The sequence below is a fragment of the Streptomyces lacrimifluminis genome (assembly GCF_014646095.1).
Classification (GTDB): domain Bacteria; phylum Actinomycetota; class Actinomycetes; order Streptomycetales; family Streptomycetaceae; genus Streptomyces; species Streptomyces lacrimifluminis.
In genome coordinates, this window is record NZ_BMMU01000003.1 from 355,332 (window position 1) to 379,639 (window position 24,308).

Annotated in this window: 19 protein-coding genes, 1 tRNA gene and 2 pseudogenes; 13 read left to right on the top strand and 9 right to left on the bottom strand. The window is 71.5% G+C overall.

The genetic code is table 11. The features are described 5' to 3' along the window. Positions 1-230 precede the first annotated feature (230 nt). Together IEY89_RS07015 and IEY89_RS07020 are read left to right on the top strand one after the other, a co-directional pair. On the top strand, positions 231-1,214 hold the full coding sequence (locus IEY89_RS07015; RefSeq protein WP_189146384.1) for an aldo/keto reductase: 984 nt from the start codon (positions 231-233) through the stop codon (positions 1,212-1,214). Next, positions 1,211-3,448 carry a helix-hairpin-helix domain-containing protein gene (locus tag IEY89_RS07020; RefSeq protein ID WP_189146385.1) on the top strand — a complete coding sequence of 746 codons (2,238 nt, stop codon included), beginning with the start codon at positions 1,211-1,213 and terminating at the stop codon, positions 3,446-3,448. Before IEY89_RS07015 ends, IEY89_RS07020 begins: the two co-directional genes overlap by 4 nt. Before the next feature lie 122 nt (positions 3,449-3,570). Here IEY89_RS07020 and IEY89_RS07025 read toward each other — a convergent pair whose 3' ends face one another. Beyond that, positions 3,571-4,287 (bottom strand): hypothetical protein, encoded by a 717-nt coding sequence (locus IEY89_RS07025; RefSeq protein WP_189146386.1) that lies wholly within the window; start codon positions 4,285-4,287, stop codon positions 3,571-3,573. 47 nt (positions 4,288-4,334) lie between these two features. On the opposite strand from IEY89_RS07025, the gene IEY89_RS07030 reads away from it, so the two are divergent. Next, positions 4,335-4,523 carry a DUF5703 family protein gene (locus IEY89_RS07030; RefSeq protein ID WP_018549191.1) on the top strand — a complete coding sequence of 63 codons (189 nt, stop codon included), beginning with the start codon at positions 4,335-4,337 and terminating at the stop codon, positions 4,521-4,523. A gap of 118 nt (positions 4,524-4,641) precedes the next feature. On the opposite strand, the gene IEY89_RS41650 is transcribed toward IEY89_RS07030, so the two are convergent. The 3 genes from IEY89_RS41650 to IEY89_RS07045 all read right to left on the bottom strand — a co-directional run bounded on the left by IEY89_RS41650 (position 4,642) and on the right by IEY89_RS07045 (position 7,698). Continuing rightward, a complete protein-coding gene (locus IEY89_RS41650; protein WP_189146387.1) occupies positions 4,642-5,781 on the bottom strand; it encodes a chaplin in 1,140 nt (379 codons plus the stop codon). Positions 5,782-5,917: 136 nt separating this feature from the next. After that, a complete protein-coding gene (chpH, locus tag IEY89_RS07040) occupies positions 5,918-6,151 on the bottom strand; it encodes a chaplin ChpH (protein WP_189146388.1) in 234 nt (77 codons plus the stop codon). Positions 6,152-6,372: 221 nt separating this feature from the next. Continuing rightward, positions 6,373-7,698, bottom strand: coding sequence for a M20/M25/M40 family metallo-hydrolase (locus IEY89_RS07045; protein WP_189146389.1), 1,326 nt, complete (start codon positions 7,696-7,698; stop codon positions 6,373-6,375). A gap of 188 nt (positions 7,699-7,886) precedes the next feature. Between IEY89_RS07045 and IEY89_RS07050 the strand changes: the two genes are divergently transcribed. The 4 genes from IEY89_RS07050 to IEY89_RS07065 all read left to right on the top strand — a co-directional run bounded on the left by IEY89_RS07050 (position 7,887) and on the right by IEY89_RS07065 (position 14,174). Continuing rightward, positions 7,887-7,971, top strand: a tRNA-Leu gene (locus tag IEY89_RS07050). Between the two features lie 338 nt (positions 7,972-8,309). Then, a complete protein-coding gene (locus IEY89_RS07055) occupies positions 8,310-12,185 on the top strand; it encodes a Pls/PosA family non-ribosomal peptide synthetase (RefSeq protein ID WP_189146390.1) in 3,876 nt (1,291 codons plus the stop codon). Between the two features lie 92 nt (positions 12,186-12,277). Further along, a complete protein-coding gene (locus tag IEY89_RS07060) occupies positions 12,278-13,678 on the top strand; it encodes a M1 family metallopeptidase (RefSeq protein ID WP_189146391.1) in 1,401 nt (466 codons plus the stop codon). A 31-nt stretch (positions 13,679-13,709) separates the two neighbouring features. Next, a complete protein-coding gene (locus IEY89_RS07065; RefSeq protein ID WP_189146392.1) occupies positions 13,710-14,174 on the top strand; it encodes a YchJ family protein in 465 nt (154 codons plus the stop codon). Here IEY89_RS07065 and IEY89_RS07070 read toward each other — a convergent pair. Then, entirely contained in the window at positions 14,147-14,848 is a 702-nt protein-coding gene (locus tag IEY89_RS07070; protein ID WP_189146393.1) for a FadR/GntR family transcriptional regulator, read from the bottom strand. The genes IEY89_RS07065 and IEY89_RS07070 overlap by 28 nt on opposite strands. A gap of 96 nt (positions 14,849-14,944) precedes the next feature. On the opposite strand from IEY89_RS07070, the gene IEY89_RS07075 reads away from it, so the two are divergent. The 4 genes and pseudogenes from IEY89_RS07075 to IEY89_RS07090 all read left to right on the top strand — a co-directional run. Then, a complete protein-coding gene (locus IEY89_RS07075; protein WP_189146394.1) occupies positions 14,945-15,502 on the top strand; it encodes a gluconokinase in 558 nt (185 codons plus the stop codon). Positions 15,503-15,547: 45 nt separating this feature from the next. Next, on the top strand, positions 15,548-16,945 hold the full coding sequence (locus tag IEY89_RS07080) for a GntP family permease (RefSeq protein ID WP_189146395.1): 1,398 nt from the start codon (positions 15,548-15,550) through the stop codon (positions 16,943-16,945). A 522-nt stretch (positions 16,946-17,467) separates the two neighbouring features. Beyond that, positions 17,468-17,762, top strand: a pseudogene (locus IEY89_RS07085) (SDR family oxidoreductase); the annotation flags it as partial. A gap of 73 nt (positions 17,763-17,835) precedes the next feature. Continuing rightward, positions 17,836-18,384 (top strand): annotated as a pseudogene (locus IEY89_RS07090) (alcohol dehydrogenase catalytic domain-containing protein); the annotation flags it as partial. Positions 18,385-18,423: 39 nt separating this feature from the next. Here the strand turns inward: IEY89_RS07090 and IEY89_RS07095 are convergent. The 4 genes from IEY89_RS07095 to IEY89_RS07110 form a co-directional block, all read right to left on the bottom strand. Continuing rightward, on the bottom strand, positions 18,424-19,050 hold the full coding sequence (locus tag IEY89_RS07095; RefSeq protein WP_189146396.1) for a cytochrome b/b6 domain-containing protein: 627 nt from the start codon (positions 19,048-19,050) through the stop codon (positions 18,424-18,426). Then, on the bottom strand, positions 19,034-19,792 hold the full coding sequence (locus IEY89_RS07100; RefSeq protein WP_189146397.1) for a molybdopterin-dependent oxidoreductase: 759 nt from the start codon (positions 19,790-19,792) through the stop codon (positions 19,034-19,036). Before IEY89_RS07100 ends, IEY89_RS07095 begins: the two co-directional genes overlap by 17 nt. A gap of 111 nt (positions 19,793-19,903) precedes the next feature. Then, positions 19,904-21,472 carry an APC family permease gene (locus IEY89_RS07105; RefSeq protein ID WP_189146398.1) on the bottom strand — a complete coding sequence of 523 codons (1,569 nt, stop codon included), beginning with the start codon at positions 21,470-21,472 and terminating at the stop codon, positions 19,904-19,906. A gap of 70 nt (positions 21,473-21,542) precedes the next feature. After that, positions 21,543-22,493 (bottom strand): hypothetical protein, encoded by a 951-nt coding sequence (locus IEY89_RS07110; protein WP_189146399.1) that lies wholly within the window; start codon positions 22,491-22,493, stop codon positions 21,543-21,545. Between the two features lie 354 nt (positions 22,494-22,847). Here IEY89_RS07110 and IEY89_RS07115 point away from each other — a divergent pair, with 354 nt between their 5' ends. Both IEY89_RS07115 and IEY89_RS07120 read left to right on the top strand, forming a co-directional pair. Further along, positions 22,848-23,768, top strand: a complete 921-nt coding sequence (locus IEY89_RS07115; RefSeq protein ID WP_189146400.1) for a DMT family transporter — start codon at positions 22,848-22,850, stop codon at positions 23,766-23,768. Then, positions 23,734-24,303: an NUDIX domain-containing protein gene (locus IEY89_RS07120; RefSeq protein WP_189146401.1), complete on the top strand. Its 570-nt coding sequence runs from the start codon at positions 23,734-23,736 to the stop codon at positions 24,301-24,303. The genes IEY89_RS07115 and IEY89_RS07120 overlap by 35 nt, the downstream gene beginning before the upstream one ends. Positions 24,304-24,308 lie beyond the last annotated feature (5 nt).

Below are 24,308 nucleotides of genomic sequence, written 5' to 3' on the forward strand. Positions count from 1 at the left end.
TGTGCGACAGACACTAGCGCGTCGGCCTCCGGCGGCGGTGGGGCGTGGATCTCGCCGGGCCGGCACCATCCAGCCCGTCCGGCGTTTGAGGACGAGGCCCCTTCAGGGCCGAAGCGGGGGTCCGGGGGCGGCAGCCCCCAGGGACAGGACGGGTAGGGGCGGCGGGGGCGGGGAAACCGTTGTCCACAGGCAACCCACTTGGTCAGCTCTGGCCAGTAATCTCGGCGTTCATGGAGCAGAGGCATCTCGGTCGTACCGGCCTGCGTGTGTCCCGGATCGGGCTCGGCACCCTGACATGGGGTCGGGACACCGACGAGCATGACGCCGCGGCCCTGTTGAAAGCGTTCTGGGAAGCGGGCGGAACCCTCGTCGACACCGCGGACGTGTACGGCGACGGAGAGGCCGAGTATCTGCTCGGGCAGCTCATGGAAGGGCTCGTGCCGCGCCGCGACCTGGTCATCTCGACCAAGGCCGGCAGCGTCCCCGACCCCGACCGCCGCGTCGACGGCTCCCGCGGCCACCTCCTCGCCGCCCTCGACGCCTCCCTCACCCGCCTCGGCACGGACTACGTCGATGTCTGGCACATCCACGCGTACGACCCCGACACTCCCCTTGAGGAAACCCTCCAGGCCCTCGACCTCGCCGTCAGCAGCGGACGCGCCCGATACGCCGGCGTCTCCAACTTCTGCGGCTGGCAGCTGGCCAAGGCGGCGACCTGGCAGCTCTCGGCACCGGGCATACGTACGCGGCTGTCCAGCACGCAGCTGGAGTACTCACTGCTCCAGCGCGGCATCGAACGCGAGGTGCTGCCCGCCGCACTCGACCTGGGCGTCGGACTCCTGCCCTCCTCGCCGCTCGGCCGCGGCGTCCTGACGGGCAAGTACCGCGACTCGACCCCGGCGGACTCCCGGGGCGCCTCGGAGCATCTGGCGCCCTTCGTCGCGCCGTATCTCGACGACACGGCGAGCCGCATCGTGGACGCGGTGCGGACGGCGGCCGACGGTCTGGCGGTGACGCCGTTGCAGGTGGCGCTCGCCTGGATCCGCGACCGGCCCGGTGTGGTTGCCCCGATCGTCGGCGCGCGCAACGCGCAGCAGCTCACGGCCGCATTGTCAGTGGAGACCCTTAGTCTTCCTGACGAGATCTGCCGGGCGCTCGACGACGTGTCAGCGCCCGTGCACCGCTATCCCGATCACGACTGGAGCACGCTGTGACCACGGAGCCCGACACCACGGAGGAAGCCGAGCCGGGGACCCCGGGCGCCGCCGAGGAGGCCGCCCAGGACACGGCGGACGATTCGTCGACCGAGACCACCGATCGGACCGAGACCACCGAAAGTACAGACGCCGGGCAGCCGTCCGAGGCCGAGGCCGAGCTGGCCGCTCAGCGGGAGCTCCGGGAGCGGATCGAGCGGCGCAAGGCCGAGAAGAAGGGGCCGATCGCGAGCGGCACCAAGCTCAGCGGTACGGCCGCCGATCTGATGGCGGCCGTCCGGGCCGTGGAGAGCGGGGAGAAGCCCGCGGCGGCCATCGCCTTCCGCACACCGGAATCCTGGCCCACGGCCGGACCAGGAGCCCTTTCCGCCCGCCCATCGGCTTCCCCTTCCCCCGCCGCCGCCTCGGCCGTTCCCGCACGGCGGCCCCAGCCGGCCGCACCCGTCGCCGGCGACCCGGTAGCCACCGAGGCCGTGCGGGGCGTCCTGGCCGAAGGTGGCGCGCCGGACACGCTCGCGCCGCAGGTGGTGTCCGCCCTCGGCGACGGAGCGGACGGGCAACTGCGCGCGGATCCCTGGCAGTTGCTCCGGGTCGCCGGAGTGCGGCCCGAGCAGGCCGACGGGTTCGCCCGGGCGCTGCTCGGCGCCGAGTGCGGTCCGGACGACGAGCGGCGGGGCCGGGCGCTCACGGTGTGGCTGCTGGAGCAGGCCGCCCTGGCCGGACACACGGTGCTGGACGCCTCCGCCCTGACCGCCGCACTCACCCAGCGCGCCGTGCCCGACCCGGACACCGCCGTACAGAGCACGGTCGCGGAGGGCGAGGCACTGGAGTTCCAGGACGCGGTCGAGGAAGCCGCAGGGCCCGCGGCGAACGGACAGGACGACGAGGACGACGAGGGCCGTGAGGACAGCGAGGCCGCCGAGCGACCCGTTCGCGTGCTCATCGGGCTGGAGCGGTACGCGCTCGCCGAGGAGAGCCTCGCCGACGGGCTCGCACGGATCGTCAACTCGCTGCCCAAGGAGGCGTCCGAGGACTGGGAGTCGTCGGCCGGGGCGTCGGGCTCCGGTTCCGCTGCCGAGTTGGTCCGTGCCGTCGCCGGGCACGGGCTCGTGCTGCACACGGGCGGTGACGCGGCGCGCGCCGAACCGGCCGCCCTCGTCGCCGCCGCCCGTTCCCTGGGCCTGCGGGTCTGCGCGGCGGCACACACACCCGACGGGCGCCGCCGTTTCGCGGCACTTCTCGCGCCCGAGGACACCTCCGACACGGAGTCGGGGTGGGAATCCGTCGTCACCGTCGCGGGACTGCTGGCCGGGGCCGAGGGGCCCGGGCGGGACGCCGAGGGGGCGTTCGAACTCGACCTGCTGGTCGTGCTGGACGCACCGCAGCTCGACGTGGAGAGCGCGGCGATGGTCGTGGAGTCACTGCCCGACGGCGCCAGGCTGCTGCTGAGCGGTGATCCGGCGGTCCTGTGGTCGGCCGGGCCGGGGCGGGTCTTCGCCGATCTGCTCGCCGCACGCGCGTGCCCGCACGTCGTCTCGCGCACGCCCGATCCCGGCCCGATCGGCGAACTCGTCTCGGGTGTCTCCGTCGGCGAGCTGACCCAGGTCGAGGCGCCGGGCAAGGAGGTCGTGATCGTCCCCGTACGGGACGCGGGCGAGGCGGTGCACCGGACCGTGCAGCTCGTCGCGGACTCGGTGCCCAGGGCACTCGGTGTGCCGCCGGAGCAGACCCAGGTGATCACGCCGGGGCACGGCGGCGCGGCGGGCACGCGCGCCCTCAACTCCGCCCTCAAGGAACGGCTGAACCCCGGCCCGGGCCGCTTCGGCGGCTTCGACCCGGGCGACCGGATCGCGTACTCCCCGGCGCCGGGACGGACGGTGCCGGGACAGGTCGTCAAGGCCGACGCGGAAGGACTGCACCTGGAGTGCGGCGGCGCCCCCGTCGTCGTACCGAAGGAGCGGGTCGAGCTGAGCGTGCGGCACGGGTGGGCGCTCACCGCGCACCAGGCGGTCGGGCTGCACTGGCCGGCCGCCGTCGTCGTACTGCCCGGGGACGCGGCCCCGTCGCTGACCCGGCCTTGGGTCTACACGGCCTTCGGCCGGGCGGAGCGTCATCTCTCCGTGGTGCACGGCGTGGACCAGGCGCTGCCCCGCGCGGTCGCGGAGGTCCCGGCGAAGGCCCGTACGACACGGCTGCCGGGCCTGCTCGGAGCCCAGGTGCAGCCGACCGCCTGAGCGGGCGGGGCGGGCGAGCGAGCGAGCGAGCGAGCGAGCGAGCGAGGACGAACGACGGCGGCGGTCATGGGAAGCCCTGCTTCCCATGACCGCCGCCGTCGGCACATCCGGTCGCCGACCGGTTAGCGCAGGCGATCGGCGTCCAGTGGTTCCAGGTCCTCGTCCTCGTCCAGGCCCGCCGCCACCAGGTCGGGATCGAGGGCGTCCTCCAGCAGGTCGTCGTCCTCGATGACGTCGTCGGCGTCGTCGTCGAAGACCGCGCTGACGTCGAAACGGCAGACCACCCGCTCCGCGTCGACCTGGTCGAAGGGAGCCTCCAGCCACTCGCCGGGGTCGGTCGGCTCGTCCGCGGCCGTCACCCACAGTGTGGAGTCCGCCTCCTCAAGGCCGAACTCCTTGTGCCGGGAGGCGATCTCGTCCGGCTCGAACTCGCCGAACAGGATGCCCAGCGCCCCATGCACCGTGCCGGAGGCCTCGGTGCCCTCGTCGTCCACGGCCTCCACCCGCTGTGCGTGCGCCAGCAGCCGCCGCGGCTCCACCACGGCGTAGTCGCGGCGGATGAGCACACTCAGCGCGTTCGGCTCCTCGGGGCCCGCGTACGGCGGCAGCGCGTCGTCCGAACCCGGGATCTCGAAGGGGGTGACCTCGTCGTAACGGTCGTAGAGCAGCTCGTCGTACACCTCGGCGGCAGCGGCCAACTGGTTGAACGCCTCATAGACATCGGGGTCGTCCTCCCCCGACCGGCGTTCGACCGCCGCCAGGTGGCGGTCGAGCGCGGTCTTGACCGCCTCGGCGGCGGCGCGTACCTCGGCAGCGGTGGGCTGCGCAGCATCAGACATAGTGCAGACGCTATCCGTACCGGGCCTCTGCCCGCACAATAGATGCGATGCCGGAATACGAATTTGTCGACGTGTACGTACCACGCGGGGTCACCCGCAAGGAGGCCACACGTCTGCTCACGGACCATGCCGAGTACGGACACTGGGAGTTGGACCGCCTGAGCCTGCTGCGCGACGGCAGCCGCAGGGTGCGGTTGCGTCGGCGGATCATCCGCCAGGTACGGGCCACGTGGTGAGATGACGTCGCGGAAACGGAGCGGGCCCCGCAGTCTGCGGGGCCCGCTCCGTTTCCGCGACGTCACCGGGTGACCGCGCGGCGCATTCCTCCCGTGCGTACGGGATCCCCGTACGGCTCTACGCCGAGGCGCGTGCCTTGCGGTAGAGGACGGTGCCCGCGAGCAGCATGCCCGCGCCCACCGGCAGGGCGACACCCAGCGGCAGGTCACCACCGGTGTGCGCGAGCTGCGCGGCGGCCCGGGGCTGCGGAACGGTCGGCGCACCGCTCTGGTCGACGTACGTGGGGCCGGCCGGAGGCGTCACACCGTGCGCGGTACTGGGCGGTGCGAGCGGCGACACCGGCTGGGTCGGGGTTCCCGGGGGTCCCGGCTGCGAGGGGCCGCCCGGAAGCTGGGGGCTTTCCGGCTGCTGCGGCTTTCCGGGCGGGGGCGGGGTCTCGTGACCGTAGCCCGGAGTCTCGTGACCGTAGCCGGGAGGCGGGCACGGCTCGTCGGTCTCCGGGGGCGGCGCCGGGTGGCCGCCGCCCGCGTGCTCCCCGGTGTTCGAGCAGTCGTTGCCCGTCACCGCGTTGCCGATGCCGATGACGTCGACGCTGTTGCCGCAGAGGTTGACCGGTGCGTCGACCGGGGCCTCCACGTGGTTGCCGGAACCGACGCCCGGCGAGTCGGTGGCGTATCCGCCGGCGTACGAGCCCTCCCAACCGTGCCAGTCGGCCCAGTCACCGGAGCCGCCGTGGCCGCCGGGGCTGCCCGGGTACCCGAAGCCACCCGGGGTGCCCGAGTCGCCGTACCAGCTCTGGCCGCCGTACCCGTCGTGACCGTTGTAGCCGCCGTACCCTCCGGGTGAGCCGTGGCCGCCGGACGAGCCGTGCCCGGCGTAACCGCCGGACGAGCCGTGACCTCCCTGGCCGCCATGGGTGCCCTGGTTGCCGTGACCACCGTGCTGGTCCTGGTTGCCCTGGTTTCCGTGTCCGCCCGGTGAGCCGTGACCGCCGCTGTCCTTGCCGCCGCCTCCGCCGTTGGCGCACTTGTTGCCCATCGCCGGGTTGAGCAGGCCGACGCCGCTCACGGTGTTGCCGCAGGCGTTGACCGGCACGCTCACCGGCGCACTCACCGTGTTGCCGGACAGCACGCCCGGTGAGTTGGAGGCGGCGCTGTTCGCACCCGAGTCCGCGTGCGCCTGGCCGCCGCCGGCGGCGGCCATCACGCCTGTCGCCGCCGCCACGGTCATCAGGCCCTTGCGAGTGACCTCTCGCATTGCTGCATCCCTGCCTTCACATGATGTGTCGTGAACCTTCCGGAACGACCTGTCGGCCCCGGAGCGCAGAAAGCGTTCCGGGGCCGACAGGCTCAGACTCGCTGGGAGTCAGAACCTCACGAAGTGAGGTGCGGCATCAGTTGTTGACGCAGGTGTTGCCGAAGGCGGGGTTCAGCAGCCCGATCACGGAGATCGTGTTGCCGCAGACGTTCACCGGGACGTGAACGGGAACCTGAACGACGTTGCCGGACAGAACACCCGGGGAGTGCACGGCAGCACCCTGGGCACCCGCATCGGCGACGGCCAGGCCCGCACCCGCGAGAACCAGACCACCAGTGGCAGCCGCAGCGGCGACGATCTTCTTGATCATTATTTTCTCCTTGTTGGCAATGCGATCCCGAGTAGCGGACCGCATCACCAGTAACGAGGAGGAGGCATTAGGGCTACGACCCTATGAGCGCATTCACTCTTCTCAGTCAGCCACGCACACGCGGACGATTATTGGAGTGTCGTTCAATCGGGTAATTCCGGGCGGATCCACGGCTGTTGGGAATGCGGCAGACCCCCGGGAACACAGGCCCGGCACGGGATTCAGGATGCCTCGATGAAGCGGTCGAGCACACGCACCCCGAACTTCAGCGCGTCGACCGGCACGCGTTCGTCAACACCGTGGAACATGCCCGCGAAGTCCAGCTCCGGCGGCAGCTTCAGCGGCGCGAAGCCGAAGCAGCGGATGCCGAGGTCCGCGAAGGACTTGGCGTCGGTGCCGGCCGAGAGCATGTAGGGCACGGCCCGGGCGATCGGGTCCTCGGCGACCAGCGCGGTCTGCATGGCGTCCACGAGCGCCCCGTCGAAGGAGGTCTCCAGGGCCTTGTCCGCGTGCACGTCCTCGCGCTTCACGTTCGGGCCGAGGATGCGGTCCAGGTCGGCGAGGAACTCCTCCTCGTAGCCGGGCAGGTAACGGGCGTCGACGTGCGCGGTGGCCTGGCCCGGAATGACGTTGACCTTGTAGCCGGCGCCCAGCTGGGTCGGGTTGGCGGTGTTCTGCAGCGAGGCACCGATCAGCTTGGCGATACCGCCGAGCTTGGCGAGCGTCGCGTCCATGTTCTCGGGGTCCAGCTCGGTGCCCAGCGCGTCGCCGAGTTCGTCGAGGAAGTGCCGCAGTGTCTTGGTGACCCGGACGGGGAACTTGTGCCGCCCGAGGCGTCCGACGGCCTCCGACAGCTCGGTGATCGCGTTGTCCTTGTGGATCATCGAACCGTGTCCGGCGGTGCCGTCGACGGTCAGCTTCATCCAGTGCATGCCCTTCTGGGCCGTCTCGACGAGATACAGCCGCAGGTTCTCGTTGACGGTGAAGGAGAACCCGCCGACCTCGCCGATCGCCTCCGTCACACCCTCGAACAGGTCGGGGTGCCGGTCGACGAGGTGCCGCGCGCCCCACGTACCGCCCGCCTCCTCGTCCGCGAGAAAGGCGAGGACGATGTCGCGCGGGGGCTTGCGGCCGGTGCGCAGCCGGTCGCGGACGACCGCGAGGGTCATCGCGTCCATGTCCTTCATGTCGACCGCGCCCCGGCCCCACACGCACCCGTCCGCGATCTCGCCGGAGAACGGGTGGTGGGTCCAGTCCGCCGCGTTGGCCGGTACGACGTCGGTGTGGCCGTGGATGAGCAGCGCCGGCCGGGACCGGTCCTCGCCCTCGATGCGCGCCACGGTGGAGGCGCGCCCCTTGTGCGACTCGAAGATCTGCGGCTCCAGACCCACCTCGGCGAGCTTTTCGGCGACGTACTCGGCGGCCTTGCGTTCACCCGGTCCCGAGTGGTCGCCGAAGTTGCTGGTGTCGATCTGGATGAGCTCGCGACAGAGGTCCACGACCTCGTCCTCACCGGTGACGCCCCTGGTCGTGTCCGTCCCGCTCACGGTGCTACCTCCCACTGGTCCTGCTGGTGGTCATCCCTCATCCTCCCCCTCCGACCCGTCGCGCCCCAAGGCCGGTCCTGGCCCGTCACACACCGTTCACGCGGCGACAGGGGGTGATCGGCCACCCCGGAAAGCCTGGTAATGTTTCCTTCGTCGCCACGGGGGGAACCCCGCGCGACAGACACCTTGTCCGGGTGGCGGAATGGCAGACGCGCTAGCTTGAGGTGCTAGTGCCCTTTATCGGGCGTGGGGGTTCAAGTCCCCCCTCGGACACTTACTACTTACTCTCGTCAGTCGCTGAGACCCCACTCGATGTGGGGTTTTTTGCGTTCCCTAGACCCAACGTCAGGGGTTTTCCGCAGGGTGTGGGCGAAATCTCGTCCGCCCGGGCGACCACGAAGATCACCAGGTCAGGGCGTCGGCCGAGGCTCCGGCACCCCCGGCGCGACCCCCGTGCGGCGCTCTCACCTGGCATGCGTACTGGCGTGAGCCTAGGCTCGTACTAAAATTTCCGGCTTGTTACGGAACGGAGCTGGAGCCGGACAACCCCAGGCATACCTGCGGGCCCCGCCAGCGACCCGGAGGTTTCCGGGAACGAGACGCGAGGACTGATGGCAGCCACACACGAGAGCAGTGCTCTCGGTCTGCTCGAAGAAGAGATCCGCGAGCGGTTCGGCGACAAGGCACGTTTCTCCGCGGGGCCCGCCGCCTCGCCGCGCACTCTCGTCGACGTTTTCGACGCCGCCGTGCGTTCGTACCCCAACGAGCCGGCCCTCGACGACGGCACCACCGCGCTCACCTACCGGGCGCTCGCCGCCGAGGTCGAGGCCGTACGGCGCCGGCTGAGCGCCGCCGGCGTCGGGCTCGGGGACCGCGTCGGGGTCCGGGTGCCGTCCGGCACCAACGAGCTGTACGTCGCCATCCTGGCCGTCCTCGCCGCCGGCGGCGCCTATGTTCCCGTGGACGCCGAGGACCCGGACGAGCGGGCCGAGCTGGTGTTCGGGGAGGCGGACGTACGGGCCGTCGTCGGTGCCGGGTACGAGATCACCGTTCCCGGGGCCCGCAGTGAGCTTCCCGCGCGGCGGCCCGGAGTCGAGCACGACGCCTGGATCATCTTCACCTCCGGCTCCACCGGGAAGCCCAAGGGCGTCGCCGTCAGCCATCGCAGCGCCGCCGCGTTCGTGGACGCCGAGGCCGCGCTGTTCCTCACCGACGATCCCGTGGGGCCCGGTGACCGGGTCATGGCGGGGCTCTCCGTGGCCTTCGACGCCTCCTGCGAGGAGATGTGGCTGGCCTGGCGCTACGGTGCCTGTCTGGTGCCCGTACCGCGCTCCCAGGTCCGCAGCGGGGCCGATCTGGGGCCCTGGCTGGTCGAGCAGGAGATCTCCGTGGTCTCCACCGTGCCGACACTGGCCGCACTGTGGGAGCCCGAGACCCTCAACGACGTACGGCTGCTGATCTTCGGCGGGGAGGCCTGCCCGCCCGAGCTGGTGCAGCGGCTGGTGACGGAGGGGCGCGAGGTGTGGAACACCTACGGGCCCACCGAAGCCACCGTCGTCGCCTGCGCCTCCCTGATGACCGGGGAGGAGCCCATCCGGATCGGGCTGCCCCTGGGCGGCTGGGAGCTCGCCGTCGTCGACGAGGCCGGCGAGCCCGTCGCCATGGGCGGCAGCGGTCAGCTGGTGATCGGTGGCGTCGGACTCGCGCGGTACCTCGACGCCGAGAAGGACGCCGAGAAGTACGCGCCCCTCGAATCCCTGGGGTGGGAGCGGGCCTATCGCAGCGGCGACCTCGTCAAGGCCGAGCCCGAGGGGCTGATCTTCCTCGGGCGGGCCGACGAGCAGATCAAGCTCGGCGGGCGCCGTATCGAGCTGGGCGAGGTCGACTCGGCGCTCCAGGGGCTGCCCGGTGTCGCCGGTGCCGCAGCCGCCGTACGGACCGCGCGCAGCGGCAACCAGCTGCTCGTCGGCTATGTCGTGACGCAGGAGGGCTGGGACCAGGCCGCGGCCGTGGAGCGGCTGCGCGCCGAGCTGCCCGCCGCCCTGGTGCCGATGCTCGCGCCGGTCGCCGAGCTGCCGACGCGTACGTCGGGCAAGGTCGACCGCAACGCTCTGCCGTGGCCCCTGGAGGGGCTGGAGACCGGTCCGGCCGCCGTGCTGTACGGCACCGAGGCGTGGGTCGCCGAGCAGTGGAGCGAGGTCCTCGGTATCCCCGTGGGCAGCGCGGACGACGACTTCTTCGCGATCGGCGGCAGCAGTCTCGGCGCCGCCCAGCTGACCACGAGGCTGCGGACGCGCTATCCGAGCGCGGCCGTCCTCGACATCTACCAGCAGCCCGTGCTGCGCAAGCTCGCCCGGCATCTGGAGGAGTCCGCGCAGGACGACACCAGCGGACGGGTCATCGCGCCGGTCCCCCTGCGCGCCAAGGTTGTCCAGCTGTTGCTGCTGGTCCCCCTGTTCACGCTGCTCGGGCTCCGGTGGGCGGTCGCTCTGGCCGCCGCCGGGAACGCGCTGCACTGGTTCGGGGCCTATCCGTGGGCACCGGTCACCTCGTGGTGGGCGGTGGCCGCCGGGGCCGCCGTGTTCTTCTCCCCGCCCGGACGGCTCGCCCTCGCGGCCGGTGGGGCGCGGCTGCTGCTGCGCGGTGTGAAGCCGGGCCGGTATCCGCGCGGTGGCAGCGTGCATCTGCGGCTGTGGACCGCCGAGCGGCTCGCCGAGTTCAGCGGGGCGACCTCGCTGACCGGGGGGTGGCTGGAGCGGTACGCGCGGGCGCTGGGCGGCAAGGTCGGCGCGGACGTCGACCTGCACTCGCTCCCCCCGGTGACCGGGATGCTCAAGCTGGGGCGTGGGGCGGCCGTCGAGTCCGAGGTGGACCTGTCGGGGCACTGGCTGGACGGGGACCGGCTGGAGATCGGGCAGGTCAAGGTGGGTGCCGGCGCTGTCGTCGGGACACGCAGCCTGCTCTTCCCGGGGGCGCGGGTCGGCAAGCGGGCCGAGGTGGCTCCGGGTTCGGCGGTCGTCGGGACGGTGCCGACCGGGCAGCGGTGGGCCGGCGCGCCGGCCGTCAAGCTCGGCAAGGCCAAGCGGAACTGGCCCAAGGAGCGTCCGCAGCGCGGGCGGGCCTGGCGGGCGATGTACGGCATCGCGGGGTTCGCGCTGAGTGCGCTGCCGCTGCTGGCCGGTGCGGTCGCGCTGCTGGTCACCGGCCTGTTCGTCGACCCGGACGCCGGGCTCGGAGGCGCTCTGCGGGGCATCGCGCTCGCGCTCGTGCCGGCCACCCTGGCGTTCGGTCTGGCGTACGCGCTGATGCTGCTGATCGCCGTACGGCTGCTGAGTCTGGGGCTGCGCGAGGGTACGCATCCCACGCACAGCCGCATCGGCTGGCAGGCCTGGACGGTCACCCAGCTCATGGACCGCTCCCGCGAGACGCTGTTCCCGCTCTACGCCGGGCTGATCACGCCCGTGTGGCTGCGCCTGCTGGGGATGCGGATCGGGCGCGGGGCCGAGGTGTCGACCGTGCTGGCGCTGCCGAGCCTGACGACCGTCGGTGAGGGCGCCTTCCTGGCCGACGACACCCTGACCGCACCGTACGAGCTCGGCGGTGGCTGGCTGCGGATCGGGCGGGCCGAGATCGGGCGGCGGGCCTTCCTGGGCAACTCCGGGATGACCGCGCCGGGCCGGTCTGTGCCCGACGGCGGGCTGGTCGGGGTCCTGTCGGCCACGCCGAAGAAGGCCAAGAAGGGCAGTTCCTACCTGGGCCTGCCACCGATGAAGTTGCCCCGCTCGGCGAGCGGCGGCGACCAGAGCCGTACGTACGACCCGCCCGCGCGTCTGCTGTGGGCGCGGGCGCTGGTGGAGCTGTTCCGGATCGTGCCGGTGTTCTGCTCGGCGGGGCTGGCCGTGCTGACGGTCGCCGCGTTCAGCGTGCTCGGAGGATGGTTCTGGCTGGCCGGCGGGGTGGTGCTGCTCGGTGTCGGGGCAGTCGCCTGTGTGCTGTCCATCGTCGCCAAGTGGGCGCTCGTGGGGCGCCACCGCGCCGGTGAGCATCCGCTGTGGAGCGGATTCGTGTGGCGCAACGAGCTGGCGGACACCTTCGTCGAGGTCGTCGCCGTGCCGTGGCTGGCGGGTTCCGTGCCGGGTACGCCGGTGCTGTCGGCGTGGCTGCGAGGGCTCGGCGCGCACATCGGCAAGGGGGTCTGGGTGGAGAGCTACTGGCTGCCCGAGACCGACCTGGTGACCCTGGGGGACGCGGCCACCGTGAACCGGGGATGCGTGCTCCAGACGCACCTCTTCCACGACCGGATCTTGCGGACGGATACTGTGGTCCTCCGTGAGGGCGCGACGCTGGGTCCTGGCGGGATCGTCCTGCCCGGTTCCACGGTCGGGGCCCGGTCCACTCTGGGTCCCGCGTCGCTGGTCATGGCGGCGGAGTCCGTTCCCGACGACACCCGCTGGCTGGGCAACCCGATCGAGTCATGGCGTTCCTGAAATCGGTGGGCGCGGCTCGTTCGGGTACCGGAGCGGGGGTGGGTTCATCTCCGGCACCTCGTACGAGCACAGCGCAGGGAGCAGACTCAGCAGTGAGCGTTCAGCAGACAGTGGGTTCGGACCCGTACTTTCCGGCCAACGGTGATCCCCGTTACCGGGTGCACCGGTACGAACTCGCGCTGGACTACCGCCCCGGCCCGAACCGGCTGGCGGGCACGGCCCGCATCAACGCCATAGCGGGCCGGTCCTCGCTTGCCGAATTCCAGCTGAACCTGGGCGACTTCAAGATCGGCCGGGTGCGGGTCGACGGCAAGGCGGCGCACTACACGCACCGGGGCGGCCGACTGCGCATCCGCCCCGTGAAGCCGCTGCGGACCGGGGCCGCGTTCACCGTCGAGGTGCACTGGGCGGGCAACCCCAAGCCGGTCAGCAGCCCCTGGGGCGGAATCGGCTGGGAGGAGCTGGAGGACGGGGCGCTGGTGGCGAGCCAGCCCGTCGGGGCGCCGTCCTGGTACCCGTGCAACGACCGGCCCGCCGACAAGGCGTCCTACCAGATCTCGATCACGACGCCGTCCGCGTACTCGGTGGTGGCGGGCGGGCGGCTGCTGACCCGGACGACCAGGGCCTCGACCACCACGTGGGTGTACGAGCAGTCCGCGCCGACGTCGAGTTATCTCGTCGGGCTGTCGATCGGCAAGTACCAGACCGTTCTGCTCGGCGACCCCGGGCTGGGCGGTGTGCCCCAACACGGGCACATTCCGGCGGAGTTGCTTCCCGAGTTCTCCCGGGACTTCGCGCGCCAGCCCGCCATGATGGAGCTCTTCGAGGAGCTGTTCGGGCCGTATCCCTTCGGTGAGTACGCGGTCGTGGTGACCGAGGAGGAACTCGATGTGCCCGTCGAGGCACAGGGGTTGTCGCTGTTCGGCGCCAACCACGTGGACGGCGCCCGGAGTTCGGAGCGGCTCGTCGCACATGAGCTGGCCCATCAGTGGTTCGGCAACAGTGTGTCCATCGCGGACTGGCGGCACATCTGGCTGAACGAGGGGTTCGCCAAGTACGCGGAGTGGCTGTGGTCCGAGCGCTCCGGTGGGCGCAGCGCGCAGCAACTCGCCGCGGTCGCCCACCGGTTGCTGGCCGGTCGTCCGCAGGATCTGCGGCTCGCCGATCCCGGCCGCAAGCTGATGTTCGACGACCGGCTGTATCAGCGCGGCGGGCTCACCGTGCACGCGGTGCGGTGCGCGCTGGGCGACGAGGCGTTCTTCCGGATGCTGCGGGGGTGGGCCGGGCTGCATCGGGGCGGGTCGGTGAGCACGGCCACGTTCACGTCGTACGTGGGGCGGTTCACGACGGAGCCCTTGGACGAGTTGTTCACCTCGTGGCTCCACGAGGGGGAGCTGCCCGCGATGCCCTCACCGAGGGCGCAGGGGGCGCCGCCGGTCGCGGGCGGACCGCGGATGCCCGCCCGGCCCTCCTATCCGCCGTCCACCGCGTAGCGGGTAGGCGCGGTGCGGGAGAATGGCGGGCATGGCCCGACGTACTGCGCATCCCCGGCGGCAGCGCCCCTCCGCACCCGTCCAGAGCTCCGCGTGTCCGTGCGGCCTCATGGAGACGTACGAGAAGTGCTGTGGCCGCTTCCACCGGGGTGAGGCGGCGGCGCCGACCGCCGAGGCCCTGATGCGCTCCCGCTACAGCGCCTTCGTGCGGCGGGACGAGCCCTACCTCCTGCGCACCTGGCACCCGCGCACCCGCCCCGCCGGCGTCGCGTTCGACCCGGGGATGCGGTGGACGGGCCTGGAGATCGTCGCGGCGGGCGACGGTACGGCGTTCCACACCACCGGGACCGTGACCTTCCGGGCCTCCTACCGGGGCGGTTCGCTGCGGGAGCGGAGCCGGTTCGAGCGGGTCGACGGGGCGTGGGTGTACGTCGACGGAGACATCGACGAGGGCGACCGGGACAGGCCTCAGGGCGCGAGGATGTCCAGTTCCTGAAGGGCCCCGACCGCGATCTCCCGGGTGAGCCGCTCGGCCCGCTCGCCGTCGCCCTCACGGACCGCCTCGGCGACCTGGACATGCAGGGTGACGGCGGCCGGGTCGGGGTCCTCGAACATGACCTCGTGGTGGGTACGGCCGGCCAGGACCTCCGCGACGACGTCGCCTAGGCGGGCGAACATCTCGTTGCCGGAGGCCTCCAGGATCACCCGGTGGAAGGCCACGTCGTGGACCAGGTAGCCCTCCAGCTGATGGCCGCGCGAGTTGGCCACCATGCCGAGCGCGCACTCGGTGAGCCGTGCGCACTGCTCGGCGGTGGCGAACTTGGCGGCCAGGCCCGCGGCGACCGGTTCGATCGCGGAGCGCAGCACGGTGAGGGAGCGCAGTTGCTGCGGGCGGTCGGCACCCGCCAGACGCCAGCGGATGACCTGAGGGTCGTAGACGTTCCACTCGGCCTTGGGGCGGACCGTGACGCCCACCCGGCGGCGGGACTCGACCAGGTGCATCGACTCCAGGACCCGGACCGCCTCCCGCATCACCGAACGCGACACGTCGAAGCGCTGCGCCAGTTCGTCCGTGCGCAGAACGCTGCCGGGCGGGTACTCGCCCGCGGTGATCGCAGGTCCGAGGGATTCCAGTACATGGCCGTGCAGCCCTCGGCCCGGTGTGCTCATGCACTCAGCGTACGGGGCACGTCACGCTCATAAAAAGTCAGACTTATTCATACGGAGGGCTTGAACTTGTCTTACCTAATGCGTTTCATAGCGTCCATGAAGAAGACGCGTACCCCCCACGTCGTCGTGGTCATGGGCGTCTCGGGCACCGGGAAGACCACCATCGGTCCCCTGCTCGCGGCACGGCTCGGCGTTCCGTATGCCGAGGCCGACAACTTCCACCCCCCGGCCAACATCCAGAAGATGTCGGCCGGCACCCCGCTGACCGACGACGACCGCCGGCCGTGGCTGGACGCCATCGGCGCGTGGGCGCACGGCCGGGCCGGGCTCGGCGGGGTGGTGAGCTGCTCGGCGCTGAAGCGGTCGTACCGGGACCGGCTGCGGGCCGCCGCGCCCGACGTGGTCTTCGTGCACCTCGCCGGTGACCGGGCGCTCATCGAGGAGCGGATGGCGCACCGGCAGGGTCACTTCATGCCGACCGCGCTGCTCGACTCCCAGTTCGCCACCCTCCAGCCGCTCGGAGCGGACGAGGCGGGCGTCGCGGTGAGCGTCTCCGGCACGCCCGAGGAGATCACCGCCCGCGCCGTGGCAGCGCTCGGCGACCTCGACAGCCCGGACAGCCCCGAGGCGCCCCCGAAAGCACCTGCGCAGTAACCCGACCGCTCCCGACCGTCCCTCTTCCGAAGCAAGGGATCCACCGTGACCGGACTCAGCGTCGAGATGCTGGCAGCGGACACCGTCGAGCCGATCACCTCGGCCGGCCATGCCCAGTTGGGCGTCGCCGTGCTCGCGGGCATCGCGCTCATCGTCCTGCTGATCACCAAGTTCAAGCTGCACGCCTTCCTGGCCCTGACCATCGGCTCGCTCGCGCTGGGCGCCTTCGCGGGCGCGCCGCTCGACAAGGCCATCACCAGCTTCACCACCGGGCTCGGCTCGACGGTGGCCGGCGTGGGCGTCCTGATCGCCCTGGGCGCGATCCTCGGCAAGCTGCTCGCCGACTCCGGCGGCGCCGACCAGATCGTCGACACGATCCTGGCTCGGGCGTCGGGCCGGACGATGCCGTGGGCGATGGTCCTGATCGCCTCGGTGATCGGCCTGCCCCTGTTCTTCGAGGTCGGCGTGGTGCTGCTGATCCCGGTCGTCCTGATGGTCGCCAAGCGCGGCGACTACTCCCTGATGCGCATCGGCATCCCGGCGCTCGCGGGCCTTTCCGTGATGCACGGTCTGGTCCCGCCGCACCCCGGCCCGCTGATCGCGATCGACGCGGTCGGCGCCAACCTCGGCGTGACGCTGGCGCTCGGTGTCCTGGTCGCCATCCCCACGGTGATCATCGCCGGCCCGCTGTTCTCGCGGTACGCGGCCCGCTGGGTGGACGTACCCGCCCCGGACCGGTTGATCCCCCAGCGCACCTCCGAGGACCTGGAGAAGCGTCCGGGCTTCGGCGCCACCCTCGCCACCATCCTCCTCCCCGTCGTCCTGATGCTGTCCAAGGCACTGGTCGACATCATCATCGACGACCCGGCGAACATGGTGCAGCGCGTCTTCGACGTGGTCGGCTCCCCGCTGATCGCCCTGCTCGCCGCCGTCCTCGTGGGCATCTTCACGCTCGGGCGCCCTGCCGAGTTCACCAGGGAACGGATCTCCCGGATCGTCGAGACGGGCCTCGCGCCCATCGCGGGCATCCTGCTGATCGTCGGCGCGGGCGGCGGCTTCAAGCAGACGCTGATCGACTCCGGGGTCGGCAGGATGGTCCTGGACATCTCGGAGGACTGGTCGATCCCGGCCCTGCTCCTGGCCTGGCTGATCGCGGTGGCGATCCGGCTGGCGACGGGTTCGGCGACGGTGGCGACGGTCTCGGCGGCCGGCCTGGTGGCCCCGCTGGCGGCCGACATGTCGACCACGCACGCGGCCCTCCTCGTCCTGGCCATCGGCGCCGGCTCGCTCTTCTTCAGCCATGTCAACGACGCCGGATTCTGGCTGGTCAAGGAGTACTTCGGCCTGAACGTCGGCCAGACCCTCAAGACCTGGTCGGTCATGGAGACGATCATCTCCGTGGTCGCGGGCGGCCTGGTCCTGCTGCTCTCACTCGTGATCTAGGGGTGGCAGTTGCTCCCCAAGGAGTTGATGCAAGGTCGAATTAGCTCGATCGTATGATGGTCGGCATCCGGGCTTGCGGCGCACTGGGCCGTTCGGGTTAGCGTGATCGTGCGATCTGGGACGCCGAGTGCGGTGCCAGCGTGCGGGGCCCCTGCTCCACCGGAGTGATGGTTCAGGGCCTCCTCGTCGCCCTTGGCCGTACTCAACTGGCCAGGTCGTGAGGGCCGTGTTTGTCAGCGGCCTCCGGCCGCTGGGGCCTCCCGGGCCAGGACCACGCACAGGATGCGTGGTGCCACCCGGGGTCGAGTACGCCGGGGACCAGCTCACCCAAGACCGTTCGGGGCGCGCGGCTGAACGGACTCACGCCCGCTCAGCCCATAGGAACGGTACGGGAATGAGTCACCCTCTGTTCGACATCAGCGGGTGTACGGCCCTGGTCACCGGGTCCAGCAGGGGCCTCGCCCTGGCCCGGGGACTGACGCAGGCCGGTCGCACCGGCGTCCTCAACGGGCGCGAAGGTGACCGGCTTCGGCCACCAAGGGCGCCCTGAAGATGCTCACCAAGGGCATGTGCGCGGACTGGGGCCCGCGGAGTCCAGGTCAACGGCCTCGGCCCCGGCTACATCGAGACCGAACTCACCCAACCTCTGCTCGACGACCCGGAGTTCAGCGCCCGGGTGCGCCAACGCACCCCGGCCGGGCGGTGGGGGCGGACGGAGGACCTGGTGGGCGGGGTGCTGTTCCTCGCCTCCCCGGCGGCGGACTTCGTCGGCGGGCAGGTGCTGTACGTCGACGGCGGCATGACCAGCGTCCTGTGACGTGGACACGAGAGCGGACGCGACTGCGGACGCGACTGCGGACGCGACAGCAGACGCGAATGGGGCTTTCCCGATGCTGAGTTGCGTGATCCATGGCGAGGGCGACCTGCGGGTCGACGAGCTGCCGGTGCCGTCCCCCGGCCCGGGGCAGGCACTGGTGGCCGTCCGGTACGGCGGGGTCTGCGGCTCCGACCTGCACTACTGGCGGCACGGCGGGGTCGGTGACTTCCGCCTCAGGGAGCCGATGGTGCTGGGCCACGAGGTCGTGGGAACGGTCGTCTCCTACGGTGACGGTCCATCAGGTCTCGCTGTGGGTACGGAGGTTGCCGTGCACCCGGCGACCCCGTGCGGGGTGTGTCCGGAGTGCGCGTCCGGACGGCGCAACGTCTGCCGGGACACGCGCTACCTCGGCAGCGCCGCCCGCACACCCCACGTCCAGGGCGGCTTCGCGGCGCGACTGGTCGTCCCCGCCGACCAGTTGAGGCCCCTGCCGGCGGGCCTGCCGCTGCGCCGGGCGGCCCTGGCCGAACCCCTCTAGGTCGCCCTGCACGCCGTCCGCCGGGCCGGTGACCTGTCCGGCAGGCACGTCCTCGTCACCGGCGCCGGGCCGATCGGATGCCTGGCTAGTCGTCTGCGGGTCCGCTGTGGCTGGTCGCCCGGTTCAGGGGCGCCACAGGGGATGCTCCCTGTCCGCCCACCTCTTGCTCACCGAGCCCGTCCTGAGGCCTCGGCGGGCCTCCGGGTCGCCCAGGGCCATGCCGATGTGGCCGGCCAGGACGATGCCGATGGTGAGCGCCAGCCAGTCGTGGACGAAGGTCGCGCTGGTGCGCCACATCAGCGGGGTGAGGTGGGTGAACCACATGAGCAGGCCCGTGCCGAGCATGACCAGGGTGGCGCCCGCGATCCAGGCCGCGTAGATCTTCTGGCCCGCGTTGAACTTGCCCGCCGGGCGCGAGGCGCGGCGCTTGTCGCGTCGTAGGGCCGCGCGCAGCCAGACCCCGTCGTGCGGGCCGAAGCGGTTGAGGTGGCCCAGGTCGGCGCGGAGGGCGCGGGAGGCCAGGCCGGCCAGGACGGGAACCGGCAGGGCGAGGCCCGCCCATTCGTGGACGCGGACCACCAGTTCGCGGCGGCCGACCAGTTCGGCGAACTGGGGGATGTACAGACAGGCCGCGGTCACCACGCACGCGCCCATCAGCGCGGCCGTCGCGCGGTGCACCCACTTCTGGGAGCGGCCGAAGCGGCGTACGTCCGAGGTGGAGGGCGCCGGGGCGTCAGCTCGTAGGCTCATCGTCGCGTCCGTTCGATCTGCCGACCCACGCGTCGATGTCGTAGCCGCGGTTCTCCCAGTAGCCGGCCTGCACGTCCTCGGTGACCGTGATGCCGGAGAGCCACTTGGCGGACTTGTAGAAGTACATGGGGGCGACGTAGAGGCGGACCGGGCCGCCGTGGCTGTGGCTCAGGTTCTTGTCCTGCATGCGCAGCGCGACCAGGACGTCGGCGCGGCGGGCCTGGTCGAGGGTGAGGCTCTCGGTGTAGGCGCCGTCGAAGCAGGTGAAGCGCACCGCACCGGCCGAGGAGCGCACTCCCGCCGCGTCCAGGAGCCGGGACAGCCGTACCCCTTCGAAGGGCGTTCCGGGCACCCGCCAGCCGGTGACGCACTGCACGTCCTTGACCATCCTGGTCTGGGGCATCGCGCGCAGGTCGGCCAGGGTGTAGGTGGTGGGTCTGTCGACGAGGCCGTCGATCTTCAGCTGGTAGTTCTGCGCGTTCTTGCGGGGTACGGAGGACGTCACCGAGTAGTAGCGGAAGCCGCCGCCGTTCGGGAGGAGACCGGTCAGGCCGGTGGGGTCCTTCTCCGCCGCGCCGGCGAGGAAGGACTCCATGCCGCGCTGGAGGGTGGGCGCGGCGACCACGCCGAGGGCGCCCAGCCCCAGGGTGCCGAGCAGCACCCTGCGGCCGATGGGCGTGCCCCGGTCCCGCCCTAGGGGTTTTTCGGGTTCTTCGGCTTCTTCGGGGCGTTCGGAGTTCACGTATCCATTCGAACACCCGCGACCCCTGTCGAGCCAGGGATCGCGGGTGCGCGTCAGACTTCCGTAACCGCTTCTCATCCTCTTCTCAGGCGGCGGCCCCGGAAAGGGTGCTCAGGAGGCCGCTTGCGCGGATTCCGTCGACTCCGCCGCCTTCTCCAGCTGGAACGCCTCGTTGCCGAGCCCGATCCGTGCGTGCACCTCGGGCTTGCGGGAGCGCAGGACCAGGCCCTGGACCAGGCCGAGGACCACGGCGGCGCCGATGATGCCGGGCAGCACCCAGTTGAGGGCGGAGTCCGGGCCCGTGCCGACCAGGATGTCGAAGTCCTTGATCGTGTAGCCGGCGATGACGAGCAGGGCGATGCCCGCCAGCGCGGACGTCACCAGCCGCCAGGCCTGGGCGCCGACGGCGCCGCGCCGGGCGAAGAAGACGATGACCGAGAGGGAAGCCGCCGCCATCAGCACGATCACGCCCAGCGCGCCGATGTTCCCGAACCAGGTGAACAGCTTCAGCACGGGAGTGGTCGGGTCGCCCACCGGTCCGTCGTCGGAGATCGCGAAGGCGGCCACGACCACCACGGCCACGACGGTCTGCAGGAGCGAACCGGTGCCGGGCGCACCGCTCGCGCCGGTGGTGCGGCCGAAGGTCGCGGGCAGCAGCCCCTCACGGCCCATGGCGAAGGCGTACCGGGCGACCACGTTGTGGAAGCTGAGCAGCGCCGCGAACATGCCGGTCACGAACAGGACGTGCAGGATGTCCGTGAAGGTACCGCCGAGCCGTGACTCGGTGAGGGAGAAGAGCAGTCCGGCGCTCTCCTTCTGTGCGGTGCCGACGATCGCGGAGGGGCCCGCGGCGACCGTGAACGCCCATGAGCTGATCGCGAAGAAGACGGCGACGAAGCTGACGGCGAGGAACATCACGCGCGGGACGAGGACGTGCGGCCGGCTCGTCTCCTCGGCGTACACGGGGGCCTGTTCGAAGCCGGTGAAGGCGGCGATGCAGAAGCACAGGGCGGTGCCGACGCCCGCGCCGGTGAGGGTGTCCGGGTTGAAGGCGTGCAGCGACAGGCCCTCCTTCGCCGGGTCGGCGACGGCGGCGATGTCGAAGATGACGACGAGGGCGACCTCGATGACCAGCAGGACGCCGAGCACGCGCGCGTTGACGTCGATCTTCAGCCAGCCGAGTGTGCCGACTGCCAGCGCGGCCAGCAACGCCGGTATCCACCAGGCGACTTCGGTGTCCAGGTAGGTGGAGAACAGTCCGGACACCTCGAACCCGAAGATGCCGTAGATGCCGACCTGGAGGGCGTTGTAGGCGACGAGCGCGAGCATCGCGGCGCTCGCCCCGGCGGTGCCGCCCAGGCCGCGTGAGATGTACGCGTAGAAGGCGCCCGCGTTGTGGACGTGGCGGCTCATCTCGGCGTACCCGACGCTGAAGAGGACGAGGACCACGCCGAGGAGGACGAAGAGGAGGGGCTGGCCGACGATGCCCATCACCGCGAATGTAGTGGGCATGACACCCGCGACCACCATGAGAGGGGCGGTCGCGGCGAGCACGGAGAGCAGCAGCCCTCCGGTGCCGAGGCGGTCGGCGCGCAGGGCACGGTCCTGCCCCTTGAACGTACTGATGCCGCTTTCGCTGCCGGCACTGGGTCTGCTCTTGCTCGAACTGCCCGTCGTCATCGCGGGGTTGTCCTTTCGGGCGTACGGAGATTTTCAGGGGTGACGGAACTTCTCAGTGGTGTGTGGGGCGTTACACCGTGCCGAGCGCGGTGGCGCGGGCGGCACGGAAGGCGGTGTGCGCGTCGTGGTCCGGGTAGGACCACGGGACGGGCGTCTGGTGCTGGCCGATCCGGTGGAACAGGGCGGCCGCCTCCGCGCCTCGGCCCTCGCAGAACTTCGCGTGGGCAAGGAAGTTGAGGTCGATCAGGCGGCGCGGATGGTCGTCGCGTTCCCACTCCAGCCACCAGTCGAAGGCCGCCTTCATCACCTGGCGGGCCCGCCGACCGACCCAGTGACCGGAGGAGGCCGGGTCGGTGGACTCCAGGCCGGCGGAGGCGAGGACGCGATAGCGCTCGGCGTGCGCGACGACCGGCAGGATCGCCAGCGGTGAGTCGGCGGGAGCCTGTTCGACGGCCCAGTTGGCGAAGTCGTACACCTCGTGCAGCGGGTCCGGCCCGGCGGAGGTACGGCGCTCGGCGAGGCGCGCCACCATCAGATGGTGGGCGTGATGGTGGTCCGGGTAGCGGTGCCGGACCTCGTCGAAGAGCTGTACGACCGTCTCCTCGTCGCCCAGGTTCCGCTCCAGCTGGAGCAGCCCGAGCCAGGGCGTGGGGTCGGCGGGAGCGAGCGCGGCGGCGGCGTGACAGGCGTCGCGGGCCCGGACCGGCTTGTCCTTGCCGACGAGGGCCCGCTGGACGGTGGCGGCGGCGAGCAGGACCGAGGCGTCGGCGGACTCCGGTTCGGCGAGGATCCAGTCGCGGGCCCAGGCGGCGGTGCCGGACTCCAGCGCGAGGACGGTGACCCGGTGACCCCGGCGGTCCCAGTCGTCGCCGGTGGTGGTGAGCAGTGCGCGGACGTCCTGCCAGCGCCCCTGGGCCAGCGCGGCGCGTGCGGCGACAAGTTCGGTGTCGTCGAGCGCGGCGTCGAAGGCCTGGGCGGCGCGTTTGCGGCCACGGCCCAGAGGTGGTGGAGGTGGAGACACCGCGGGGAACTTCCTCACACGACGCGGTCTGTTGACGGCGATCGTTCGACGGCCATCGGTTTGATCTCCGACAGCAAACCCTCCACGAATGCTTCACGTCAAGGCCGGATTTGGATGCGACACGTGTCAATTACGCATCTGTGTAGGACAGTTGACCTGACTGACGACAGACCCCTGCACGCCCCACCAACAGCACAAAGATGACGTTAAGTCGCGACACCGCCACCGCCCGGACACGGACGTGACCCTGCCGACTCCACGATTCCGTCACATCCCCGAGGCAGGACCCGCGAGGGCGGTTACAGTCGGCCGTTACCACACCCCACAACCTGCCCCGTCATCGAGGTACCCCGCGTGTCTGTTCTGGTTCTGACTCTCGCCGTGAGCGCCGCCTGCTGCCTGGGCCTCGGCTTCGTCCTCCAGCAGAACGTGGCCCGGCAAGCACCCCTGAGCGACTTCCTCTCCCCGCGGCTGCTCCTGGACCTGATGCGGGTGCCGCGCTGGCTCGCCGGCATCGGTCTGATGGTGGCGGGCATGGTGCTGGGCGCGATCGCGCTGAGCCAGGGCGAGCTGTTCCTGGTGGAGCCGCTGCTCGCGACGAACCTCCTCTTCGCACTCGCCCTGTCCCGCAAGCAGACGAAGCAGCCGCTGGGCCGCCAGGGCTGGACCGGCCTCCTGCTCCTGGCGGGCGGGGTGACGGCGTTCATCGTCGCGGGCGAACCGCGCGGCGGCACGGCCGTCACGGACCCCTGGCGCACCTGGCTGATCATCGGCGCCATGCTCGGCCTCGCCCTGCTCCTCACGACGTACGCGAAGCGCTCCCGCCTCAGCGCCGGCCCGGTCCTGCTGGCCCTGGCCGCGGGCCTCCTCTACGGCGTCCAGGACGCCCTGACGCGGGTCAGCGGCCAGCGCTTCGCGGAGGGCGGCATGTCCCACCTCCTCACCGGCTGGCAGCCGTACGGCGTGCTGCTCCTGGGGCTCACCGGCCTGATCCTGGTCCAGAGCGCCTTCGAGACCGCTCCCCTGCGCATGTCCCTCCCGGCCCTCACGGCGGCCCAGCCGCTGGCCGGGATCATCTGCGGTGTCGGCTTCCTCGGCGACCGGCTGCGCACCGACACCGGGGCCCTGGCCTGGGAGGCGGCGGGCCTCGCGGCGGTGGTCGTGGGCATCGTCCTCCTGGGCCTCCACCCGGCGATGCCGAGCGGCTGCGCGCAGGGGGCGATGAGCTTGGATGGCAGGCATGAGCACTCCCTCCCACGAGAGCACTCCCGCTGACCCCGCCGGTCCCGCTGAACCCGCTGCCGAGATCCTCGACATCGTCGACGAGAACGACGAGGTCGTGGGCCGGTCCCCACGGGGCGAGGCGTACGCGCGCGGTCTGCGTCACCGCTGCGTCTTCATCCAGGCCAGGGACGCCGCGGGCCGGCTCTTCGTCCATCGCCGCACCCCCACCAAGCTGGTCTTTCCCTCCCTGTACGACATGTTCGTCGGCGGGGTCGTGGGCGCGGGCGAGGCGTACGACGCCGCGGCCCTGAGGGAGGCCGAGGAGGAACTCGGCGTCACGGGTCTGCCCCGCCCCGAGCCTCTCTTCAGGTTCCTGTACGACAACGGCGCGGGCCAGAGCTGGTGGTCGGCGGTCTACGAGGTCCGCTGCGAGCTGCCGGTCCACCCCCAGGCGGAGGAGGTCGCCTGGCACGCGTTCCTGCCGGAGGACGAGGTGGAACGACGGCTGGGCGAGTGGGAGTGGGTCCCGGACGGCCTGGCGGCGTACGAGCGCCTCAGGGCGTATCGGTCGTCGAAGAGCACGTAAGCTTC